This window comes from Geovibrio thiophilus (assembly GCF_004087915.1).
Taxonomy (GTDB): Bacteria; Chrysiogenota; Deferribacteres; order Deferribacterales; family Geovibrionaceae; genus Geovibrio; species Geovibrio thiophilus.
The window spans coordinates 1473479-1496673 of record NZ_CP035108.1 but is presented as its reverse complement, the minus strand read 5'-3'; the positions used below and the strand labels follow the sequence as shown (position 1 = coordinate 1496673).

The following is a 23195-nucleotide window of genomic DNA, read 5'->3' as shown; positions in this document are numbered from 1 at the left end:
TGATGATTCTGGACTTACCTCCTCTCAAAGACTCTGTGAACGCTCTTGAGAGAGCAATAAATGCGGTGGAGCATAATAAGGAAATTCTGGGAGAGGACATTCTTGAAGCTGCAAGAGCTGGGGTCATCCAGAATTTTGAAGTGACCTACGAGCTCTGCTGGAAATTTATTCAGAGATGGTTCAAAGAAAACCGCAGCCCGGATGAAGCTGAAAGCATCAGAACCAAAAAAGACATTTTCAGAATGGTTGCCAGAGAAAATCTGATCGCAGACCCGCTTCCATGGTTTTCATATGCCGAAGCCAGAAACCTTTCCGCTCATACATACAATTCAAAAAACGCAGATTACATATACAGTGCGGCAGGCAGATTTCTGTTTGACGCCAAAAAGCTCCTTTCCGCTCTTGAGCAGATAAATGATTAACATCAGTGAAGAATATCTCAATACAATAACCCGAATAATAAAAAAACACCTCAGCGGCTGCGAGATAATAGCCTTCGGTTCAAGAACCACAGGAAAAGCGAAAGAGTTTCCGGATCTGGATATTGCTGTGAAAAGGAATGCTCCGGCTGATATTCTGACTCTGGGAAAAATCAAGGACGAGCTCTCCGCATCAGATATACCTGTGTTTGTTGATATTACTGACTGGCACAGCTTTTCCGACAGCCTTAAAGAAGTTATAGAAAAAACAGGAAGGAGGCTGCCTTAATCCAGCCCCTTCTTTATCTCATCAAGAGTGAGGATCGAATACACGCCCTCTTCCCCTTTTTTGTCTATTATAACCGCACAGCCCGCAAGTTCCGCGCCGGACTGCGCCACGATCTGCTTGACAGCCTTGAGCGTGTTGCCTCTGGCGAAGAAATCATCCACATAGATAACTCTGTCCTCACTTCCGAGAACTTCCTTTGAAACATAAAGGGTAGTATTCTCCTGTTTAGTGAAGGAATAGCTGTCAGCACTGTAAAAATCTGCCATTGTGATCGGCTTCTTCTTTTTGGCAAAGATATACGGAATGCCCAGAGCCTCCGCCAGAGGGTGAGCTATGGTTATGCCGCTTGTTTCGGCGGTGATTATCTTGGTGAGACAGGCATCTTTAAAATGATGTGCCATATCGTCCGCCATGATCCTGAAAAGCTCCACGTCAACCTGATGGTTAATGAACTTATCAACCTTGACCACCTCACCATTTACACTTCCGTATTTCTTTATTCTTTCAAGCAGAGCCGCGCTTGCTTTTCTCATTTTCTGTCCTCTCTGTCATATGGAATACCAAGGCTTTCCGGTTCGGGAGTAGTTCCCTTGCCGAGCCTGATTGTGGAAATTACAAGAACTATAATGGTAAAAATATACGGAAGCATCTGGAGAACATGGGCTGAAATATCAGTGCCCACAGCCTGCATCCTGAGCTGGAGAGCATCTATGCCGCCGAAAAGGTAAGCTCCGAAGACAGCTCTTGTGCTGTTCCACTGGGAAAAAATAACCAGCGCGACAGCGATCCATCCCCTGCCCGCAGTCATGTTCTCCACCCAGAAGGGAGTGTATGCGAGAGAAAGATAAGCGCCGCCTATTCCGGCGAAGCCTGAGCCTACCAGAACAGCCATCATGCGGTATTTGGTAACGCTTATGCCCGAAGTATCCGCCGCTGCGGGGTTTTCACCCACCGAGCGAAGATAGAGCCCCCATTTCGTTCTGCGGAAGAAAAGATGAACGCATATTACAAGTATGATGGAGAAATACACCAGCATGTCCTGCCGGAAAAGCGGATTTATAAAAGGAACAGACGACAGAAAAGGAATCTCCGTCCTTGAAAACTCTGTGATTGTCTTGCCGACCATCTTCTGACCGAAAAGGGCTGTGAAGCCTATACCGAACATAGTGAGAGAAAGTCCGCTTACGATCTGGTTGCCTCTGAGATACACGGTAATGAAGCCATGAATGGCTCCTGCGGCAAGGGCGGCAAGGAATGAAGCGCAGACACCGAGAAACAGACTGCCTGTAAGATTTGCCGTAGCGAAACCCGCCAGAGCGCCTATGAGCATAAGCCCCTCAATTCCGAGGTTGATCACTCCGGAGCGCTCCATGATAATAGCCCCTGTGGTGGCAAAAAGGATCGATGTACCCGCCCTTATCGTAGCGTCAAGAAGAACTTCAATCATGATCTGCCCCAAATTATACGCATTTTATTAGCTATAAAAAAGTCCGATGAAAGCACGAAAAACAGTATCAGCCCCTGAAACAGATTCACAAAAGCAACGGGAAGCTGCCACATTATCTGCAAGCTGTCCCCGCCGACGAGAAGAACGCCCATGATCAGGGAGACTATCAGAACCCCAAGAGCAGACCTTCTTGCCAGCCACGCGACTATGATAGCCGTGTATCCGTAGCCGATGGACACACCTTCCTGAAGACGGTACTGAACGCCTGAAACCTCACTGAAGCCGGCTATGCCCGCAATTGCTCCGCTGAGAAACATTGTGCCGACTATAGCAGCCGTTATGTTCATTCCTGCGTATTTGGCAGCGTTGGGGTTGTCCCCTATTACTCTTATTTCATAGCCGTAAACAGTTTTTTCCATGAACACATACACGAAAAACACAAGCACAAGGGCGATGAAGAAGCCTGTGTGCAGTCTTGAGTCAAAATAGTATGACATTCTTGCCGCCTCTGTGAACTGTGCGGAATGCGGAAAATTGAAACCTGAGGGATCCTTCCAGCTGCCGTATATGAGCAGCGAAAGAATAGATACGGCTATATAGTTCATCAGGAGCGTAACGATGATTTCGTTTACCCTGTATTTCGCCTTAAGAAAGCCCGATACCACAGCCCACAGACCTCCGCCGAGCATGGAGGCAGCGATCATAGCAGCGATCATCAGAAAATGGTTTTCTATGCCGGAGAAGAGCGCAACGCCGGAAGCTCCGATGGCGCCCATCACCAGCTGCCCCTCAGCGCCTATGTTCCAGAGCTGCATGCGGAAGGCTACGGATATTCCCAGTCCGCAGATGATAAGCGGTGTCGCCTTAACGAGGGTTTCACTTATGCCGTATGAGGTACCGAGGGCTTCCATGATCATGTCTCTGTAAGCTTCGAGGGGGTTTATATCCGCAAAAAGCATTATGATGCCCGCAGTGAAGAGCGAAAACGCAACGGCGACAAACGGGGCAGTGATGCGGAAAGCTCTTGATGCTTCCAGTCTTTTTTCAAACCTTATCCGCATTTTTCACTCCGCTCATCATGAGTCCAATCTTTTCTCTGGTGGCTGTTTCAGGTCTGACAACACCGGTTATAACCCCTCTGAACATAACCGCCACACGGTCGGAAAGCTTGAGAAGCTCATCCAGATCCTCAGAGATAAGGATAGTGCTCATTCCGTTTTCCCTTGCGTCTATAATAACCTTATGAACATATTCCGCCGAGCCTATGTCAAGCCCTCTGGTGGGGTAAAGCGCCACAAGCACAAGAGGGTTGAGGGAGAGTTCACGGGCGATGATAACCTTCTGTATGTTTCCGCCGGAGAGCAGACGCACGGGCGAGCCCGCAGGACCTGTTTTTATGGCGAATTTTGATATGAGCTCCTTGGCGTTCTGCCTGATCGCTCCGGCGTTTTGTATGAAAAATTTTTTGAATTTGCTGTCTTTGTAGCTTTTGAGGATCAGGTTTTCGTCAACGCTCATCTCAGGAGCTATGCCGAACGCCTTTCTGTCCTCAGGAATGTGGGCTATGCCTGCGATGTAGGGATTTTTGCCCTTATGATCAGTGAAGTCCTCACCCCTGACGATTATCTGTCCGCCTGAGGGTCTGCGCAGACCTGTTAGAACCTCCGCAAGAGCCTTCTGTCCGTTTCCGGCAACGCCTGCGATGCCCAGAATCTCGCCTTTAAAAAGATCGAAACTGATCCCCTTAACGTCTGAAAGTCCTTTATCGTTTTCAACTGAAAGGTTTTTCACTTCCAGAATTTTATCATCAAAGACTTTTTCCGCCTTCTCCCACTGTGGTACATCATCGGTTCCGATCATAAGCCCTGCGAGCAGAGCCTCGTCAAACTCGCCGGCGACAAGGGATTTAACAGTCTTTCCTTTCTTGAGAACAGTGACACGGTCAGAAAGCTCCATGACCTCACGCATCTTGTGGGAGATGAAGATGATAGACTTGCCCTGACTTTTAAGCTTTTTGAGGAACCCGAAAAGAGTGTCCGCCTCCTGCGGAGTAAGCACCGCCGTGGGTTCATCCAGAATAAGCACTTTACAGTCACGGACAAGAAGCTTGATAAGCTCCACCCACTGCTGTTCGCCTATGGAAAGCTTCCAGACCGGTTCATTCAGGTTTATATCAAGCCCGAAATCCGCAAGGATCTTCTTCGTCCTTTCAAATACCTCACCCCTGTTTATTATCCCCGGGAGGTTATCAAGAGAAAGAAGTATGTTCTCCATGACAGAATGGTTTCTCACAAGCATAAAATGCTGGTAAACCATTCCTATGCCGAATTTTAAGGATTCAGACGGAGAGGATATGGAAACTTCGGAGCCGTTAACGGAGATGCGTCCGGCTTCGGGCTTATAGAGCCCCGCGAGCACGCTCATAAGCGTACTCTTGCCTGCCCCGTTCTCACCCAGAAGAGTGTGAATCTCCCCCTCGTAACAGTCCAGAGAAACATTATCCAGAGCCTTAACGCCCGGAAAGCTTTTGGTTATATTTTCAAGTTTAAGATACGGTTTCAATGTGATCCCTTAAAAATAAAAAAGCGGCGCAGAGCTTTTAAACCCTGCGCCGCCCTTATTTTATAATTACTTAGGTGAGCCCTGAACGCCTTCAACGAAGAAGTTCATGCTGAGCATTTCGGCGTCTGTCATTGTTTTGCCCGCGGGCACGACAATTTTGCCTGACTGGTCTTTGATGGGACCGGTGAATACTTTGGTTGTGCCGTTTTTAACTGCTGTTTTTCTTTCTTCAACTATCTTTTTAACATCTGCGGGAACAAGGTCGCTGAGGGGAGCGAGATCAACGAGTCCGTGCTCCATGCCCCACCAGATCTGTTCGCTTTTCCAAGTGCCTTTGCTTACCTGCTCCGCAACAACTTTGTAAAGAGCAGCCCAGTTCCAGACAGGGGAAGTGAGGTAGGCTTTGGGGGCGAATTTTTTCATTTCCACATTGTAGCCGATGGCGTATGCGCCTCTTTTTTCAGCTGCCTGAAGGGGAGCAGGAGTGTCCTGATGCATAGTTATAACATCTGCGCCCGCGTCAAGCACGCTTTCCGCTGCCTCACGCTCTTTGCCCGGGTCGAACCACGTATGAGTCCAGACAACTTTTACAGTAGCGGCAGGGTTAACGCTTTTTACGCCCAGTGTGAAGGCGTTGATTCCTCTGATAACCTCAGGGATGGGGAAAGCGGCAACATAGCCTATTGCGTTTGATTTTGTCATTTTACCCGCCACAACGCCTGAAAGGTAGCGGGGCTGATACATTCTTCCGAAGTAAGTACCCACATTCTCTGCTGTTTTGTAGCCTGAGCAGTGCATGAAGATGATGTCTTTATTTCTTTTCGCGACTTCAATGGTGGGGTCCATATAACCGAAGCTGGTGGTAAAAATCAGGTTATGCCCTTTTTTCGCAAGCCCGGTGATTATCCTTGTGGCGTCAGCGCCTTCGGGAACTGATTCGATATAAGTGGATTTTTCGACATAAGGGAGCTTTTCCATTTCAAGCCTGCCCTGATCGTGTGCGTAGGTCCAGCCTGCGTCACCCACGGGTCCGACATAGATAAAGCCTGCCTTGATCTGCTTGTCGGCGGCGGACGCGCCTGCGGTGAAAAGAACCGCCGTTAAAAGTGCTAAAAGAATTTTCTTCATGTACAATCCCCTTCTAGGTTTAGTGGAGCAAAACCGCATTTTTACGGCAGCCCGCAAATTTTGTCAAAAAGATATTTATTTTTTAATTCAGTGCGCATGCTATGTCAATTAATAACATCAAACATCCGATCTGTCATTACTATCCGGAATAACCCGGGAGGAGATATAAAAAAAGCCTTCCGCGGTGATACGGAAGGCTTCATATTCTTATTTTTCTTTTATGGTTACACTGCTGCTAAACCGCGCTACTCTTTATCCGCAATACCGGAAGCAGGAAAACACCCCTTTGATGTACAGCATGTACACCCGTCCGAGCCGTTTCCGGCGTGGCTGAGGGCAATCCTCACGGTTTCCGTCCCCGAACACTTCGTACACTCCACCTTGTCACCCTCTTTGAAAACCAAACGGGAAAACTCTGTGCCGCAATCTCTGCATCTGTATTCATAAAAGGGCATAAAAACACCCTAAATATATCTTTTGAGCGCGTCCTCATAAACGCCTTTGGGCTGAACACCGATAAACTGCTCAACCACCTTGCCGTCTTTGAATACCATGACCGTAGGTATGCTCATGATGCCGTATTTGGCGGCAAGCTGCTGGTTTTCGTCCACATTGACTTTGCCGACTTTTATTTTACCGGCATATTCATTAGCCAGTGCTTCCACAGTGGGAGTAAGCATTCTGCAAGGTCCGCACCACACAGCCCAGAAATCCACGAGAACGGGCACGCTGCTCTCTACCACGTCAGTTTGAAAGGTTGACTCATTAAGTTCAACAGCCATTGTTTCCTCCTTAATAACTTATAAGTTATACTATACAAATTCATCCGTTTGTCAATCATAGGAATTAAGATTGTTTCACTCTCAATTCTCACCCTGAGACTTCGTTAAACGGACACAAATCCTTCTCTGCGCATGAAATACATTTTTCATCTGCGCCATAGGTGCAGCCGAAGGCTATACCCAGTCTTGATACTGCAAAGTCATATTTAGCGGGATCGTCAGGATTCATCTGCCTAAAAAAATCTGTAACAGTATCAAGATTTTTTCTCGTGCCTGAATCATTTTTGATTATCCCGTTCTTATATGCGAATCTTAATATATGTGTGTCTATGATAAAATGCAAGTCCTTACAGTCATAATTTTTCCATATGCCGAAATCGACCTGATCTTTTCTGACCATCCAACGGAGAAACATTCTCAAACGCTTAGCGCCGGACTTCACAGGATCTGCAAAGAGGAAGTTGTAACCGTTTTTACCGCCGTGCGCGGCACCACGTTTTTTCATGTGGATTACAAAGTTTACCAGCGATTCCTCCAGACTGCCGCCCAAAGAGGCAAAAGCCTGTTCAATGGAACCGTATCCGTCGTAAAGCTCCTTCATGGTCAGTATGAAGGCTCTGACATCAGACGGTTTCTGAAACCTGTAGTAAAGCTTGGTAGGCTTGTCCTCCAGAACTGACGGTTCTGTGCCGAACTCGCTGAAAAAGCTCATCAGAAAGCCCTGAATCGCCTTCACGTTTCCGTAGGCGAAGCAGCTTGAGCAAAATGCCACAAACTCCGTATTCCCTTTAACTGTATAGGGATACACAATCGGATCCGTGCCCACGTACTCAGCTTTGTTGTACTTTTCGTACAGGCTTTCAAAAAACGGACGGAACCTTTCAGCCTTCGTCATCTTCTCCTTCGTCTTCGCTTCCTGAGCTTTTTTCCGGTCTGGGTTTCTGGAACATATAGAGATTTTTGCGTTCCACATCAAGCTCCGCCCTGCTCAGACCGTGATAAGCGAAAAACTCAAGCAGGTTGAACGAACCGGTTTCTCCTGAAAGCAGTATGACCTCATCACCGGATCGGTGGAGCATGAACTCGGCAAGCTCAACCTTTTTATCCCTGCCCTTTTTATCCTTCTTAATATAATACGCCTTGTCTTCCGCCGCCAGCTTATCAAGCATGGAAGGAAGCTCTCCGCCGAGACGGTAGCGTCCGGCGAAGCTCACTCTCTTCTCATTCACCTTGTAAGGGATAATGCGCTTCACCTTCACACCGTCCGGTAGAATCCGGTTTATCTTCTTCTGCACTTCTCCGAAGTTGTTCAGTCTGCCGCATTCAAGGGCAAGGAGATCGCATGCGCATTCGATACCGACAGGAGGCGGGATGAGATAACGCATCTTAGGCTGAGGGTTGAAACCATGAGTAAATGCCAGTTTTATCTCCGCTATCCTCGCCGCATGGGTAAAAAGACGGATAGATTCTATCGCTGAGAGGAACTTGCCCGCCTTGCGCTTCTCTATGTAAAAAACATAATGGAATGTCTCTTCCTGCTCCGGCTGAGGGGGTTCTTCGGGAAGCTTATCCCCTGCGTAAACATTGAGAACATTTTTGAAGTCGCACACTCCGCAGCTTGTACACGCATCCTCTCGGCAGTCTGCGGTAACCGCTTCCGTGCGGGCTTTTTCATATTCGTCCTCGAAATATGAAACCTCAACGCCGGAATCAATACCGCTCCACGGAAGAGAATCTCCCTTATGAAACTCCCTTGAGGCGAATTCCTCCATGGTCAGGTCAAGATCACGGAACACCTGCTTCCATGCGTTTGAGTCGAAGCATTCGCTCCACCCGTCAAACATAAGCCCGCGGTCAGCGGCGAGCGCCAGCACCCTGCCGAGCCTTTCATCACCTCTGGAGAATACCCCCTCCATAACGCTCTGTTCAACATCATGCCAGCTCAGGCGCATGCGGTAGCTTTTCAGCTTATCAGCCAGAAGCATCTGCTTGCGCCTCAGCTCAGACGCAGTGTTCTGCGGAAAAACCTGAAAGGGTGTGTGCGGCTTCGGCACGAAGTTGGAGGCGGAAACCTTTATATCAAACCGCCCCTTGCCCGCCGCACGTTTAACCTTAAACGCAAGGTCGGCTATGGAGAGCACATCTTCGTCAGTCTCAAAGGGGAGACCGATCATGAAATACAGCTTAGCGCCGTTCCACCCCGCATCCGCGGCTTTCAGTACGGCGGATATAATATCCTCTTCACTGAGGTTCTTGTTTATGATATTGCGGAGCCTCTGCGAGCCCGCTTCAGGAGCTATGGTAAAGCCTGATTTGCGCACCTTGGCAAGCTCACGGAAGATGAAGTCCTGTATTCTGTCAGCCCTGATGGAAGGCAGAGAGAGGGATGAGCCTTCGGCGCTTATGAGCCTTGTCATAGTGACAAGAAGTTCTTCAAGCCTGCTGTAGTCAGCAGCGGAGAGGGAAAGCATGGAAACCTCCATGTATCCGCTGGAGGCAAGCTGGCACAGGGCATCCTTAGCTATTGTCTCTATGCTGCGCTCACGGGAGGGGCGGTAAATGTAGCCCGCCTGACAAAACCGGCATCCTCTCGTGCAGCCCCTTGAGATCTCCACGGCCACCCTGTCCTGCACGGCGGGCATCATGGGAACAATGAGGCTGTTTATGGTCACATCCTCACTGAAGCCTGTGTAAATATTTCTTTTAACAGTCTTATCAGGCTGTATTAGCGGAACATAGGTATAAGAGAGGCTGTTGAGATATTCGAGCTTCGCTCTTCTGCTCTGCCCCTTCATGCCTGCTAGGGTCTCAAAGACAGATACTATCTCCCCCTCCATCTCGCCAATGAAAAACACGTCTATAATCTCTTTCAGCGGCATGGGGTTCATAACACAGGAACCGCCTGCGGTAACTATCGGGTCGTCCTCCCCTCTTTCGGCTGAAAAATACGAAATACCCGCATACTTCATACTGTGGAGGACATTGGTATATGAAAGCTCATATTGAAGCGAGAAACCGAGAATATCAAAACTTTTCAGCCCTGTTCCCGATTCAAGAGAGACAAAGACTTTTTCCTTAAGCTCTGCCACGGCATCTGTCCACGGCATGAAGAAGCGTTCGCAGACTATCAGATCAGAGGAGTTGAGCCTTTCATAAAGCATTTTAAAGCCAATGTGACTCATGCCGACTTCATAGACATCGGGAAAAGCGAGGCAGAATGAGAGTCTGCCCTCTTTCGGCTTATGAACAGAGTTTATCTCATGATTCACGTACCTTGAGGGTTTGGAGATGGTTAAAAGAGAATTATCGAGCATTAATTACGCGCCTATTGGATTGTATTTTCGCATTGCGACGCTGTTAACAAGACCGAGCATCGCCATGAATGTAAGCAGGGAAGAACCGCCGTAACTGAATATGGGCATGGGTATGCCCACAACGGGCATTATGCCCATTGTCATGGCGGAGTTTACGAAAAACTGGAAAAATATGTACGAAGCCACGGCAACACAGATCACTTTGCCGGAGGCTTCCCTTGTCTCCATTGATATGCTCAGAACACGAACAATCATAAACAGAAACATGCAGATTATGATAGCGGCGCCCACAAGCCCAGCTTCCTCAGCCACAACTGAGAAAATGAAGTCCGTATGCCTTTCGGGAATAAACTTGAGGTGAGACTGTGTGCCCTCCATAAATCCCTTCCCCCAGATTCCTCCGCTGCCTATGCCTATTTTAGACTGAATAACATGGTAACCGGAACCGAACGGATCCTTCTCGGGATCAAGGAAAGTCATTACTCTTTGGCGCTGATAGTCCTTCATGAAGAACATCCACATCACAGGGAGAAACACAGCGGCGGAAACCGCGGCAAAAACAAACGGAGTGCGCTTTATACCGATGAAAAGAATGACAATACCCCATATAACAAGGAAGCTGCCCGCCGTTCCGAGATCAGGCTGGAGAAATATCAGAACAAACGGCGGAATGAGCGGGAGCATCTTCAGAAAAATATCTTTGAAGCCCAGCTTGAGATCATCATAAGAGATAAACATTCTGGCAAGAGTCAGCACCCAGATAAATTTGAAAAACTCAGAGGGCTGTATTCTGGATCCGCCTATTATAAGCCATCTTCTCGCCCCCATGATAGGCGGCATGAGAAGAACAAAAAAAAGCGCCACGCAGCCTATGACATAAAGCACGGGGAGATATTTTACAAAACGCTGGTGCCCGACCCAAGATATGAAAAAGAAAACAGCGAACCCCAGAACGACCCAGAGAACCTGTTTCTCGTAGAAATCTCTTATAACATCCGCCTGCGCGTCAAACGAGGCGCTGTAAACTGCCGCACAGCTCATAGTCAGAACTATTGCGATGATCGTCACGAGCGCTTTGTCTATATTTTCAATTTCCTTTTTCTTCAGCCCTAACATATCCTAAATCCACAAGTTTATTAACTATGGCCCCAGCGACGGGCGCTGCGCTCCTGCTTCCAGATCCTCCATGCTGCATCAGCACCGCTATGGCGTATTTCGGTTTTTCCTCAGGCACCACAGCGCCGAACCACGCATGATCACGCATGAACTCGGGTATCTCATCCTCTTCCATGTGCTCCGTTTTGCTCAGGGAAACAACCTGAGCGGTTCCTGTTTTGCCGCCGTAGCTCACACCCTCAACCCTTGCTCTGTAGCCTGTTCCCGTGTTTCCGTAAATAACCTTTACCATGCCGTCCATGACCGCATCTACAATCCATTTGGGAATCTCTATCTCGGCAACTGTTTCCATGGGCGTGTGTATCTTAACATCCGTAACCGGATTATGCACGAACTCAACTATTTTCGGCTTCATCACTGTTCCGCCGTTGAATATGCCCGCCATCATCACGGCTATCTGAAGCGGGGTTGTGGTCATATACCCCTGCCCTATGCTTGTGATGATTGTTTCACCCGGATACCATGATTCCTTGAATTTACGCCTTTTCCAGTCTCTTCCGGGAAAAAAGCCCGATTTTTCGTTAGGAAGGTCGATGCCTGTTGTCTTGCCCAGCCCCAGTATTGAGGAGTATTTTTCTATATCATCTATGCCCAGATTAAGCCCCAGCTGATAGAAATACACATCGCAGGATTCAGCTATGGCATCGATCAGCCGCATGGGACCATGCCCTTCTTTTTTCCAGCATCTGTATGTGAAGTTGCCGTAACGCAGCTCGCCTGTACAGTTAACAACAGTGTCAAGCGTTACTTTCCTTTCCAGCAGACCCGCCATGCCCATGAGAATCTTGTATACCGAGCCCGGCGGATAAGCACCCTCTATTGCCCTGTTGAGCAGCGGTTTAGTCTGATCGGTCATAATTGACATTCTCTCACCGGAAGTATGAAAGGGAGAAAATATATTAAGATCAAAAGTCGGCGCGGAGTAGAGCCCCATAACACCGAAGGTTTCAATATCAAGCACCACGGCGGCGCCCTTCTTGCCCTCGAATATACTGTGAAGTGCCCTCTGGAGGTCCATATCAAGGGTAAGCACAAGGTCGTTTCCTGTTATTGTGTGCTTTTCGGAAAGAGTCTTGATCGGACGCCCGTAGCTGTCAACCTCAACCTGTCTGGCTCCGTCCACTCCTCTGAGTTCCTGCTCGTAGACCTTCTCTATTCCGGTTTTGCCGATCATATCCCCGCTGGAGTAGGAGGAATCTGTTTTGAGATCATTCTCCGTAACCTCGGAAAGATAACCGAGTATATGGCTGAGAGCCTTACTGTCAATATATTCCCTTACGGATTCTATATCCACCTCAAGCCCTTTGAAGTCATTGTAATTTTCGAGAATTTCCGCAACCTGCTCAAAGGTGAGCCCGCGTGCGATAACAGCAGGCTCGTAAAAGTAGGAGCGCTGGATTGACTTCAACGCGTATTCACGGTCAATCTGAACATATTTTGAAAGGCTCCGGAGCAGCCCGTCAATATCGCCTGCGTCCTCCTTAACCACTTTAAGCTCATAGCTGGGTGTGTTTTTTACAAGGAGTCTTCCCTTGCGGTCAAGGATAAAGCCTCTGTCCGCCCGTACTTTGACAATTCGGATACGGTTGTTTTCGGACAGCTTTTTATATTTGTCGTATTCATATATCTGAAGATAGACCAGACGCATTATAAGACCGGCAAACATAACTATAATTATGCCTATAAACCAGTAGGTTCTGTGCTTATAATACTCCAGAACTTCGTCTTTCAGCACTTTTAAAAGCACCGGTTACCTCCGTGACCAACACAAGCGCTACCAAAGCAAGAGTGTTTATTAACAGATAATACAGGTATGCGCCTAAGAACGGTGTTTTCAGATAATCGTTCATTGCCATATTAAGAAAGACGTGAACAGCGATGAGCCCCAAGCGGAAGAAGAACCTTGAGAAGAACTTCTGCATATCGAAAAACACACCCGCCTTCAGAGTGAGCACTCCGTAAAAGAAGTAGATAAGAACCCCGGGTCCTAAGTATCCGCCCCTGACAAAATCGCTGAAAAGTCCGAAAATAACCGCATGCCATATGTAGTTTGTCTCATCCAGCTTTTCAAGCATGGCGATGTAAACAATCAGAATGTAGGAAACAGGATTCAGAAAACCGAAAACCGAATTCGCCAGAACATGGAGAACAAGAAGAGTGAGAATCAGCAGCACATAATACATCAGCGCTACCTTTTCAGCACCAGAACATTTTCCAGCTTATAGAAATCCACCACGGGGCGGACAAACAGATCCTGAAAAAGCCCTGTGTCCTTTTCATCAATCCTGTCCACCACGCCGACAGCTATCCCCTTGGGATAAACGCCGCCGAGACCGGATGTTATAAGCTCATCCTTTATCTGAACCTTGTCCAGCCTGTCGTAGTAGTCAACCACAAGCTGACCTTCGCCGTTGCCTCTTATTATGCCCACCGCTCTTGTGCGTTTGTTCATAACGCTGGCGTTGTTCTTAATGTTAAGGATAACGTCCACACGGGCAGTGTTTTTGTACACTTCACTGACGGAACCCACCAGACCCTCAAAGCTGATCACCGGATCCTTAATCTCGATTCCGTCTTCAGAGCCCCTGTCGATGATTATATATTTCAGGTAACCGTCAACGTTTCTGCCCACGACATTGCACGCAACAGACTGAAAGCTGTAAGCCTCTTTAAAATTAAGGAGCTTTTTCAGCCTTTCATATTCCAGAACCTTTTCGCGAAGAAGGGAGTTTTCCATCTTCAGCCTGTCGTTCTTATCCTTCAGCTCAAGGTTATCCTGACGTACGTAAACAAGATTTATATACCCGCTCCAGACATCCCTGAAAAAGGCTGATGTCTTGGAAGAGTAATAAATAAAGGGATTTACGACGTTGCCGAAAATCCCTTTGAATGGTCCGTTAATTTCAGGGTTCTGCACCTGAAGCAGAATAAGGAAAAATAGAAAGGCTGTTATTCCCGCTATTTTTTTCCAGCCGGTCATTGGCGAACTAATCTATGGTTACTTTTTTGAGAAGCTCGATATTGTCAAGCACCTTGCCTGCTCCCATAACCACTGCCCTGAGCGGATCGTCCGATACGAGTATGGGAAGCTTGGTTTCTGCTTCAAGGCGCTTGTCAAGTCCTTTAAGGAGCGCTCCGCCGCCGGTGAGAACTATGCCTCTGTCGACTATGTCGGCAGAAAGCTCGGGCGGCGTTTTCTCAAGGGCGATTCTCACGGCGTCCACTATTTTGGTTACCGCTTCCTCTATCGCCTCTCTCGCTTCGGCATCTGATATTTCTCTTGTCTGAGGAATACCGGAAACCATGTCACGTCCTTTGATTTTTATGGTTTTACGCTCTTCCATAGGGAAGGCGGAGCCTATTTCCTTTTTGATCTTCTCTGCGGTGCTTGTGCCTATGAGAAGGTTGTACTTTCTTTTGATGTAGTTAACTATGGCGTCATCCATTTCATCCCCGCCGACACGGACGGAGTTTGAGTAAACAATGCCGGAAAGAGAGATAACGGCGACTTCAGTCGTTCCGCCGCCTATATCCACAACCATGTTGCCTGAGGGTTCTTCTATGGGGAGCCCGGCGCCTATTGCCGCCGCCATGGGCTCCTCAACAAGATAAACCTCGCGGGCGCCCGCCTGAATGGCGGAATCCTTCACTGCGCGCTTCTCAACCTGAGTAACACCGGAGGGAACGCATATAACGATTCGGGGACCGATAAATTTTTTCTTGTTAAGGGTTTTCTGGATAAAATAACGGAGCATCTTTTCAGTATGCTCAAAGCTGGCTATGACACCGTCCTTCATGGGGCGAATGGCTACTATGTTTGCAGGAGTTCTTCCCAGCATGCACTTGGCTTCGTCCCCCACTGCGAGGGTTTCTTTGTTATGATTGTTTATGGCTACCACTGAGGGTTCATCGCAAACCACGCCCTTGCCTTTAACGTAAATCAGTGTGTTGGCTGTTCCGAGATCTATGGCAAGGTCACTAGAAAAAATATTGTAGAGACCGTTTAACATTCCTTTTTACCTCCGGCTTGCATGGTGAAATAAATCAAAACTCATGCTTATGCAACAATTATTGTGACGGTTTCGGCAAAATAAAGACAAGTTAAAATGCCGGAAAGGTCATAAAAAATTTCTTTCTTGTAATAGATTAAAGATTTTTGTATAACAAGTCAACACATTAAGATGAGTAAAACACACTATTCATATATTATATCCTGCCTTTGGAATCTGCCGCAGCAAAGGGTTTCACCGCAGGCAATCATTAAGGAGAAAACACATTCAACATGGATCAGCACCGTCTGGAAAAGCTTCAAAAACTGGCAGAAAATAAAGTTCAACCCTATGTAAACTCATTCAAGGTTCCATTCAGTATAAAAGAAGTGTCCGAAAGGTTTGAAAACACTGACGGACATGAACTTCTTGAAAAGAAATACACATTTACCGTTGCCGGACGCATCATGGCGGTCAGGCAGTTCGGCAAAATAACTTTCCTGAACCTTAAAGACAGAACGGGAAATCTTCAGGCTTACATCAAGAAAGGCGACATAACGGAGGAGCAGTACAATGTATTTGAGCTCACCGACGTCGGCGACTTTGTGAGCATCTCCGGCTTCCTCTTCAAAACAAAAACAGGCGAGCTTACCGTTTACGCAGAAAAATTCAGCCTCCTGACCAAGGCTCTCAGAGACCTTCCGGAGAAGTTTCACGGTCTTAAAGACGTTGAGCAGAGATACCGCAGAAGATATGTCGATCTCATAGTTAATGATAATGTCCGTGACATTTTCCGCAAAAGAAGCGCTATCATACAGGAAGTGAGAAACTTCTTCCTGTCCAAAGACTTCATGGAGGTCGAAACACCTATGATGCAGCCAATAGCGGGCGGCGCCACGGCAAAACCTTTTGTTACTCACCACAATGCGCTGGATATGCCCCTGTTCATGCGCATAGCGCCGGAGCTTTACCTGAAAAGGCTTGTCATCGGCGGCTTTGAGCGTGTTTTTGAGATAAACAGAAGCTTCCGCAACGAAGGACTGTCCACACGCCACAACCCCGAATTCACCATGATCGAGTGGTACATGGCATATGCCGACTACCATGACCTTATGGACATGATCGAAACCTTCGTGAGAAATATTGCCGTGAAAATATGCGGAACAGCGAAAATCCCCTTCAACGGGCGTATAATAGATCTTGAGTCTCCTTGGAAAAGGATGACGATGGAACAGGCTGTCGTTGAACTCGGCGGAAAAGACATTACTCCGGAGCAGCTTGCGGATTACGACTCGGCAAGAAAAACCGCAGAGGGCTTAGGCATTTTCATCAATGACAGTTGGGGCAGAGGAAGAATAGTTCTGGAAATTTTTGAAAATACAGTTGAGGAAAAACTTTTTGATCCGATATTTATTACAGATTATCCTAAAGAGGTTTCCCCTCTTGCCAAATCAAAAAAGGATAATCCGGAAATTACCGAGCGCTATGAGCTTTTCATCGGCGGATTCGAGATTTCCAACGGTTTTAATGAGCTTAACGACCCCATAGACCAAAAGGAAAGATTTGAAAAACAGGTTGCTGAAAAAGAAGCGGGCGATGAAGAAGCCCACGCTATGGACAGTGACTACATCCGTGCGCTTGAATACGGACTTCCGCCCACGGCAGGCGCAGGACTCGGTATAGACAGACTGGTGATGCTGCTCACAGACAGCCAGTCCATAAGAGAAGTCATTCTCTTCCCCCATATGAGACCGGAGGATGCAGGTTAACCCTACAGTTTACCGCTGCACACAAAGTGAAGAAACAACAGAAACACTGAAACAGCTTTTTCCGGAAAGCGTCGAATGGGATTGCGCACAGTCTGAGGACGGTCCTAGGGTTATCATTTATGAGGTGCGCAAAACGGACACAGTTGAAAAGCTCGCTTCGATGATGGTGAATGAAAACTTCTTCCTTTTCATAGCAAACAGGGAGTTTGATCATCAGTTTCTGTCACTTTCCAAGGACTTTTTCTTTGAGTTCACTCACACGGATGACCCTGTGGAGGATCTCATAATCCATTACAATACCCTTGTGAAATACTTTGCCATGACCGTTGAGCTTCAGAAAAAAACCGAAGAACTCGAAAACACGGTGTTTGAACTGGCTTTCGCATCCACAAACGTTCTTGAGCAGAACGAATTTCTTGAGCAGATGGCGAAGAAAGACGGTCTCACACTTCTGTACAACCACTCCTATTTTAAAGACAAACTTAAAAGCGAATTTGATAAATCAAAACGATACGGCAATAAATTCACCGTAACCCTGCTTGATCTGGACTTCTTCAAAAAAGTCAACGACACTTACGGGCACCCCAAAGGGGATGAGGTTCTCAGAGCCTTTGCGGTTATCATCGGCGAAAATATACGTGAAACCGACATAGCAGCCAGATACGGCGGAGAGGAATTTGCAATAGTTTTTCCCGAAACAGATACGGCACACGCCGTAATCGCCATAGAAAGGATCAAGGAAGGGCTGAAAAGCATAGTTTTTGAAAGTGAGACAGGCTGCTTCAAAATAACCTTCAGCGCAGGCGTTACAGAGTTTGACCCGAAATTTTCCCATTCCGAAGAGATGATCCAGAATGCAGACAAGGCTCTCTACATAAGCAAACGTGACGGCAGGGACAGAGTGACCGTCTTATAACAGAAATCCGCACATCCTGTCGGATTTCTGTACACGCTCGCGGTTTGCAAAGCAAACCTTCGCTACGCACGGCGCACTTCCATCCGTGGAAATGTAGACCATTTGCGTCTCTGCGAACCCTTATAGGATAAAACAATCTCTGATTTTATAACAGAAATCCGCACATCCTGTCGGATTTCTGTACACGCTCGCGGTTTGCAAAGCAAACCTTCGCTACGCACGGCGCACTTCCATCCGTGGAAATGTAGACCATTTGCGTCTCTGCGAACCCTTATAGGATAAAACAATCTCTGATTTTATAACAGAAATCCGCACATCCTGTCGGATTTCTGTACACGCTCGCGGTTTGCAAAGCAAACCTTCGCTACGCACGGCGCACTTCCATCCGTGGAAAAATCAAAAATATTCTTATCCCCGCCCCATGCGTCACTCTGAGCACGAGCGAAGAGCCCCGGCCTAATCAAACAGGAGATTCTTCACTTCGTTCAGAATGACCGGGAAAAAGCTGTTATGATTTTAACTGCAATAACTTCCCCCTTTAATAAAGGGGGACAGAGGGGGATTTATAAGATTGAAGCGGCAATAATACCGCCCTTCTATCCGTGTAAGGCTTCCTCCGGAGGGCGGGCTTGTCCGCCGTCCGGATTCCTGCCGAAGTTATACTGCTGACGCAATAATTAATATTAAAGAGTAACGACCTTGGCTTCAATTATGCCGGGGATCGCCTGAATCTGATCAAGAACAGACTTCGGAACCTCACTGTCAACGGAGATGAAGGATATGGCATCCCCGCCTTTCAGACGGCTGAGTTCAAAGCCTGCTATGTTGATGTTGTTGTTGCCTAGAAGAGTTCCTATCTTGCCCACAACGCCGGGGGTGTCGCTGTTTCTGATATAGATGTATGTACCCTGACATATCATATCAAGAAAGAACTGATCAAATATGGTAATGCGTCCGTAGCCGTCGGGAAAAACGGTTCCGCCTATCACCTTCTCTTCCTTGTCGGTTTTCACTTTCATAACAAGCAGATCGTTAAATTTACCGTATGCGTGGGTTTTGCTTTCCTGAATGTCGATCCCTCTGTCTTTTGCGATGTAGGGAGCGTTTATGTAGGAAACAGTCTCCTTCACGTTGAACTCAAGAAGTCCTCTGAGACCCGCGATAGTGAAAGCCTGAAAATTGAAGGGAGTGTCAAAGGTTCTCTCAAAGAAGTCTTCGTCAAACTTGTGACCCACCATTGTCACTTCCACTCTTTCAGGTCTACCTTTTGTGAGCTGTGCGAGAAGATGCCCCATTCTTTCGATGAGTTCAAAGTACTTCTGCATTTCGATGCTGAGCTGAGACTTCATAAAGGGAATATTAACAGCGTTTTCATATGATTTGCCGTGCAGAGCATTTACCACCTGCTGGCAGATAAGAAGCGCAACATCCCTCTGCCCTTCCTCCGTGTTTGCGCCTATGTGAGGTGTGACAAAAAGATTGTCAAGGGTAAGGAGCCTGTTTTCGCCGAGCGGTTCTTTCGTGAAAACATCCACAGCGGCAGAGAACACCTTGCCGGAGACAAGGGCATCGTAGAGATCGTCCTCATTAACTATGCCGCCTCTGGCGCAGTTTATGATCACGACATTGTCCTTCATCATATCTATTTCTTTCTTAGTGATCAGGTTTTTGGTTTCATCAGTGAGCGGAGTGTGGAAGGTGATTACATCCGCCTGCTTAAGAACCTGCTCAAGGCTTTCACAGAGAGTAACACCCAAAGCATCAGCCTTAGCCTGTTTTATATAAGGATCAAAGGAGACAATCTTCATGCCAAAGCTTTTCGCTCTGATAGCAACATTTCCGCCTATGCGTCCGAGCCCGACTATGCCGAGGGTTTTGCCGTGGAGCTGAATACCCATAAACTTCTTTCTGTCCCATTTGATGGATTTTACAGAGTCGTTCGCAGCGGGGATTTTCCTCACAGCCGCAAGCATCATGCCCATGGTAAGCTCCGTCGCGGCAAGAGTGTTGCCTGTGGGGGCGTTCATAACGATTATGCCTTTTTTGCTGGCAGCTTCGATGTCCACGTTATCAAGACCGACACCCGCGCGTCCGAGAAGCTTGAGTTTTCCGGGATTTTCGATTAAATCAGCGGTAACGGTTGTTCCGCTTCTGGTGATTGCCGCGTCGTAGTTGCCTATGATTTTTTTCAGGTCGTCATTTTTAATGCCGGCTCTGATGTCAACGTTAATATCCCCTGCGTTCTGAAGTATCTTAACCCCTTCCTCGGAGATATGATCCGTAATTATTACATCAAATTGTGCCATTCGCTGCCCTCTTCATAGCTATAGTTTACGTCCCGCCGTGTATGCTTCAGGGGGAGCGTACAGATTAACAAAACGCCTGCCGGATCGCAATAAGATACTAAATATTAACCGAAATAGAACGGAATTAACAAATGAAAACACCTTTAATTTATCCGAATCATAATTTTTACATACGGAGCTTTACTAATTAACTTGGCAACCCGCTTATGTGTTGGTATAGTTTCATGGCAATCGTAATGGTATCAAAAAAATTTCACGGAGAACTAAATGGCTTTCAATGACCTTTTATTAAGAACGCTGAACGGGGAAAAAACAGAAAGACCGCCCATCTGGCTTATGAGACAGGCAGGCAGATACATGAAGGAATACAGAGACGTAAGAAGCAAGGTCAGCTTCCTTGAGCTCTGCAAAACACCCGAACTGGCTTGCGAAGTTGTACTTCAGCCCATAGACGCTTTCGGACTGGACTGCGCTATACTTTTTTCCGATATTCTTGTTCCGATTGAGCCTATGGGCGTTAATCTGGATTTTAAACCCGCTCCATATATATCAAACCCTGTAAGAACCCTTGAGGACGCCGACAGGATGAGGCTTGTCAACCCCAAAACAGAGCTTAAGTTCGTCATGGACGCCATCAAGCTTATGATCAGCAAGCTGAATGTACCGCTTATAGGCTTCTCCGGCGCTCCGTTCACCCTCGCCTGCTACATGATAGAGGGTGAAGGCTCAAAAAGCTTCCTTGAAGTTAAAAAGCTTATGCACAACAATACAAAAGCCTATACCGTGCTGATGGAGAAACTCACGGACAACACCATCTCCTATCTTCAGGCACAGGTCGACAGCGGCTGCCCCGTTGTGCAGATGTTTGACACATGGGCAGGGCTTGTTTCCACCTATGAATATGAAGAATTCATATTCCCCTATGTACAGAGAGTCGCCGAATCCGTAAAGGGCGCACACTTCATCTACTTCGCTAAGGACAGTTCATCCTTCTACCCGCTGATCAAAAACCTGAACTGCGCTGCCCTCGGCGTAGACTGGAAAACCAGTCTTAAACAGGCGGATGCCGCACTGGAGCACAAGTTTGTCCTTCAGGGGAACATGGATCCGGCGCTTCTTTTTGCGGATAAAGCCACTATAACAAAATACGCAAACATCATCCTTGAAGAAGGAAAATCACTTAAGGGGCACATCTTCAACCTCGGTCACGGTATAATGCCGCAGACTCCGGTTGAAAATGTTAAGCACCTTGTGGATATAGTTAAAGGCGTTTAATGAAAGACCTTCTCTTCGCTATGTACATGGGCGGACCCGACTCGATTGAGGCGATCCGCCCCTTTCTTAAGAATCTTTTTTCAGACCGCACCATAATAGATTTCAGGATCGGCACATGGGCGCAGAATATTCTTGCGGGAGTCATAGCGAAATCCCGTTCCAAAAAAGTCGCCCCCTTATATGAAAAAATGGGCGGCTCCTCACCTCAGCTAAGACACATGAAAACCGTTCTGGAAAAAACAGCCGCAGTATACTATGCCAAAACAGGCAGAGAGCTTGAGGTCAGAACAGGCATGTGCTACTACCATCCGTATATTGAAGACGAGCTGGACAGGCTGGACGGCTCCGAGTTCGGCAATATATATGTGATGACCATGTACCCGCAGGATTCCTATACCACAAGCGGACTCTGCTTCAAAAGGTTTGAGGAAAAGCTCAAAACCGTGAGCGTCAAAGGGCATATGAAACGTATCCCCTTCTGGCACCTCAACGAAAGCTACAACAGCTGTCTCATAGCCAGAATATACAAGGCGGCGGAATCTCTCGGGAAACCTCTCACAGAATGCCACATCCTATACTCCGCCCACTCGCTGCCGGAATACACCCTCGCAAAAGGGGATCTCTACACAGTACATCTGGAGGAGCAGATCAGCTATATCAAGGATATGCTCCGCCACTACAACCACTCCCTCGCCTACCAGAGCCGCACGGGTCCGGTGAAATGGCTGGGACCTGAAACCTCGGCAAAACTTGAGCAGCTTGCGGACGCGGGCACGGATAATATAATAGTGGTGCCGATCTCATTTATTTCAGATCATATTGAAACGCTCATTGAGCTTGATGAGGAATATATCAGCCACATAAAGACTAAGGGAATAAATATAACGAGAACAGAAAGCCTCAACGCTTCGGACGACTTCGCCGAAAGCATTTATAATATCATTCTCAGTTGATTGGTGACTAAAATTGGAAAAATTTAAGACATTTTTAAGCATGATAAAGGTGGAACATACTCTGTTCGCCCTCCCCTTCGCCTTCACGGGAATGCTTCTTGCGGCTGAGGGTCTGCCTTCCCTTTCAACAGTTTTATGGATAGTAACAGCCGTGCTCGGCGCACGTTCCGGCGCTATGGGCTTCAACAGGCTGGCGGATGCGGCAATTGATGCCCGCAACCCCAGAACAGCAAAGAGAGACATACCCGCAGGCAGAATAAGCAGAAAAGAAGCGGGAATCTACACGGCAATATCATTTGCGGTTTATCTGTTCGCCGCGTATATGCTGAATCCGCTCTGCTTCTGGCTCTCCCCTATCCCGCTGGGAATATTTATGCTTTACTCATACACCAAGCGCTTTACTTTCCTTTGCCATGTTGTTCTCGGCGTGGCACTGGGGCTTGCTCCCATAGGCGCATGGGTTGCAGTAAGGGGTGAAGTGAGCACATCCATAGTGATGCTCGGACTTGCGGTTCTTCTATGGGCGGCAGGGTTCGACATAGTTTACGCCTGTCAGGACATAGACTTCGACAGAAAGGAAAATCTTCACTCGATCCCCAGATACATCGGCGTCACAGGTTCACTGAACCTCGCCCGTGTCCTGCACGCTCTGGCTTTCCTGATTTTCTTTTCAGCCAAGTTCATGTTCGGGCTCGGGTGGATATACCTCGCAGGAGTTCTTCTCACAGGTATTTTCATGCTGTATCAGCACGCTATCCTCAAGCCGAATGATCTCTCAAAGCTGGATATGGCGTTCTTCAATCTGAACGCATACATCAGTGTTACCATATTCCTCTTTACAGCCGTCGATATATTTCTTTAATATAACTT

22 protein-coding genes are annotated in these 23195 nt (G+C 47.5%); 7 read left to right on the top strand and 15 right to left on the bottom strand.

Annotated elements, in window-relative coordinates; all coding sequences use genetic code 11:
- Positions 1–2: 2 nt before the first annotated feature.
- On the top strand, positions 3–422 hold the full coding sequence (locus EP073_RS07125; protein WP_128466466.1) for an HI0074 family nucleotidyltransferase substrate-binding subunit: 420 nt from the start codon (positions 3–5) through the stop codon (positions 420–422).
- Positions 415–708, top strand: coding sequence for a nucleotidyltransferase family protein (locus tag EP073_RS07120; RefSeq protein WP_128466465.1), 294 nt, complete (start codon positions 415–417; stop codon positions 706–708). Before EP073_RS07125 ends, EP073_RS07120 begins: the two co-directional genes overlap by 8 nt.
- Here EP073_RS07120 and xpt read toward each other — a convergent pair.
- From xpt to EP073_RS07050, 14 genes are all read right to left on the bottom strand, one after another.
- The gene (gene xpt / locus EP073_RS07115; protein WP_128466464.1) at positions 705–1241 is read right to left on the bottom strand and encodes a xanthine phosphoribosyltransferase; all 537 of its coding nucleotides are present in this window, start codon (positions 1239–1241) and stop codon (positions 705–707) included. The genes EP073_RS07120 and xpt overlap by 4 nt on opposite strands.
- On the bottom strand, positions 1238–2155 hold the full coding sequence (locus EP073_RS07110; RefSeq protein WP_128466463.1) for an ABC transporter permease: 918 nt from the start codon (positions 2153–2155) through the stop codon (positions 1238–1240). Before EP073_RS07110 ends, xpt begins: the two co-directional genes overlap by 4 nt.
- Entirely contained in the window at positions 2152–3216 is a 1065-nt protein-coding gene (locus EP073_RS07105) for an ABC transporter permease (protein ID WP_128466462.1), read from the bottom strand. Before EP073_RS07105 ends, EP073_RS07110 begins: the two co-directional genes overlap by 4 nt.
- Positions 3200–4717 carry an ABC transporter ATP-binding protein gene (locus tag EP073_RS07100; protein ID WP_128466461.1) on the bottom strand — a complete coding sequence of 506 codons (1518 nt, stop codon included), beginning with the start codon at positions 4715–4717 and terminating at the stop codon, positions 3200–3202. Before EP073_RS07100 ends, EP073_RS07105 begins: the two co-directional genes overlap by 17 nt.
- A gap of 66 nt (positions 4718–4783) precedes the next feature.
- The gene (locus EP073_RS07095) at positions 4784–5845 is read right to left on the bottom strand and encodes a BMP family ABC transporter substrate-binding protein (protein ID WP_128466460.1); all 1062 of its coding nucleotides are present in this window, start codon (positions 5843–5845) and stop codon (positions 4784–4786) included.
- Between the two features lie 245 nt (positions 5846–6090).
- Positions 6091–6300 (bottom strand): FmdB family zinc ribbon protein, encoded by a 210-nt coding sequence (locus tag EP073_RS07090; RefSeq protein ID WP_128466459.1) that lies wholly within the window; start codon positions 6298–6300, stop codon positions 6091–6093.
- 9 nt (positions 6301–6309) lie between these two features.
- Positions 6310–6627, bottom strand: a complete 318-nt coding sequence (gene trxA, locus EP073_RS07085) for a thioredoxin (protein WP_128466458.1) — start codon at positions 6625–6627, stop codon at positions 6310–6312.
- Between the two features lie 88 nt (positions 6628–6715).
- Positions 6716–7522: a TIGR02757 family protein gene (locus EP073_RS07080; protein ID WP_164885300.1), complete on the bottom strand. Its 807-nt coding sequence runs from the start codon at positions 7520–7522 to the stop codon at positions 6716–6718.
- Positions 7509–9941, bottom strand: coding sequence for a TIGR03960 family B12-binding radical SAM protein (locus EP073_RS07075; protein WP_128466456.1), 2433 nt, complete (start codon positions 9939–9941; stop codon positions 7509–7511). Before EP073_RS07075 ends, EP073_RS07080 begins: the two co-directional genes overlap by 14 nt.
- Before the next feature lie 3 nt (positions 9942–9944).
- On the bottom strand, positions 9945–11057 hold the full coding sequence (rodA, locus tag EP073_RS07070) for a rod shape-determining protein RodA (protein WP_128466455.1): 1113 nt from the start codon (positions 11055–11057) through the stop codon (positions 9945–9947).
- Positions 11029–12864: a penicillin-binding protein 2 gene (gene mrdA, locus EP073_RS07065; RefSeq protein ID WP_128466454.1), complete on the bottom strand. Its 1836-nt coding sequence runs from the start codon at positions 12862–12864 to the stop codon at positions 11029–11031. Before mrdA ends, rodA begins: the two co-directional genes overlap by 29 nt.
- Positions 12821–13300 (bottom strand): hypothetical protein, encoded by a 480-nt coding sequence (locus EP073_RS07060; RefSeq protein WP_128466453.1) that lies wholly within the window; start codon positions 13298–13300, stop codon positions 12821–12823. Before EP073_RS07060 ends, mrdA begins: the two co-directional genes overlap by 44 nt.
- 5 nt (positions 13301–13305) lie before the next feature.
- Entirely contained in the window at positions 13306–14097 is a 792-nt protein-coding gene (gene mreC / locus EP073_RS07055) for a rod shape-determining protein MreC (protein WP_128466452.1), read from the bottom strand.
- Positions 14098–14104: 7 nt separating this feature from the next.
- A complete protein-coding gene (locus tag EP073_RS07050) occupies positions 14105–15127 on the bottom strand; it encodes a rod shape-determining protein (RefSeq protein WP_128466451.1) in 1023 nt (340 codons plus the stop codon).
- Positions 15128–15399: 272 nt separating this feature from the next.
- Here EP073_RS07050 and lysS point away from each other — a divergent pair, with 272 nt between their 5' ends.
- On the top strand, positions 15400–16875 hold the full coding sequence (lysS, locus tag EP073_RS07045; RefSeq protein WP_128466450.1) for a lysine--tRNA ligase: 1476 nt from the start codon (positions 15400–15402) through the stop codon (positions 16873–16875).
- Complete coding sequence (locus tag EP073_RS07040; protein ID WP_128466449.1) at positions 16865–17791, top strand: GGDEF domain-containing protein; 927 nt, start codon at positions 16865–16867, stop codon at positions 17789–17791. Before lysS ends, EP073_RS07040 begins: the two co-directional genes overlap by 11 nt.
- Before the next feature lie 683 nt (positions 17792–18474).
- On the opposite strand, the gene serA is transcribed toward EP073_RS07040, so the two are convergent.
- Positions 18475–20097 carry a phosphoglycerate dehydrogenase gene (gene serA, locus EP073_RS07035; protein ID WP_128466448.1) on the bottom strand — a complete coding sequence of 541 codons (1623 nt, stop codon included), beginning with the start codon at positions 20095–20097 and terminating at the stop codon, positions 18475–18477.
- 267 nt (positions 20098–20364) lie between these two features.
- On the opposite strand from serA, the gene hemE reads away from it, so the two are divergent.
- The 3 genes from hemE to EP073_RS07020 are packed head-to-tail and all read left to right on the top strand — an operon-like array spanning position 20365 to position 23187.
- Positions 20365–21372 carry a uroporphyrinogen decarboxylase gene (gene hemE, locus EP073_RS07030; protein WP_128466447.1) on the top strand — a complete coding sequence of 336 codons (1008 nt, stop codon included), beginning with the start codon at positions 20365–20367 and terminating at the stop codon, positions 21370–21372.
- On the top strand, positions 21372–22325 hold the full coding sequence (gene hemH / locus EP073_RS07025) for a ferrochelatase (protein WP_128466446.1): 954 nt from the start codon (positions 21372–21374) through the stop codon (positions 22323–22325). The genes hemE and hemH overlap by 1 nt, the downstream gene beginning before the upstream one ends.
- A 13-nt stretch (positions 22326–22338) precedes the next feature.
- Positions 22339–23187, top strand: coding sequence for a UbiA-like polyprenyltransferase (locus EP073_RS07020; RefSeq protein ID WP_128466445.1), 849 nt, complete (start codon positions 22339–22341; stop codon positions 23185–23187).
- Positions 23188–23195: the final 8 nt, after the last annotated feature.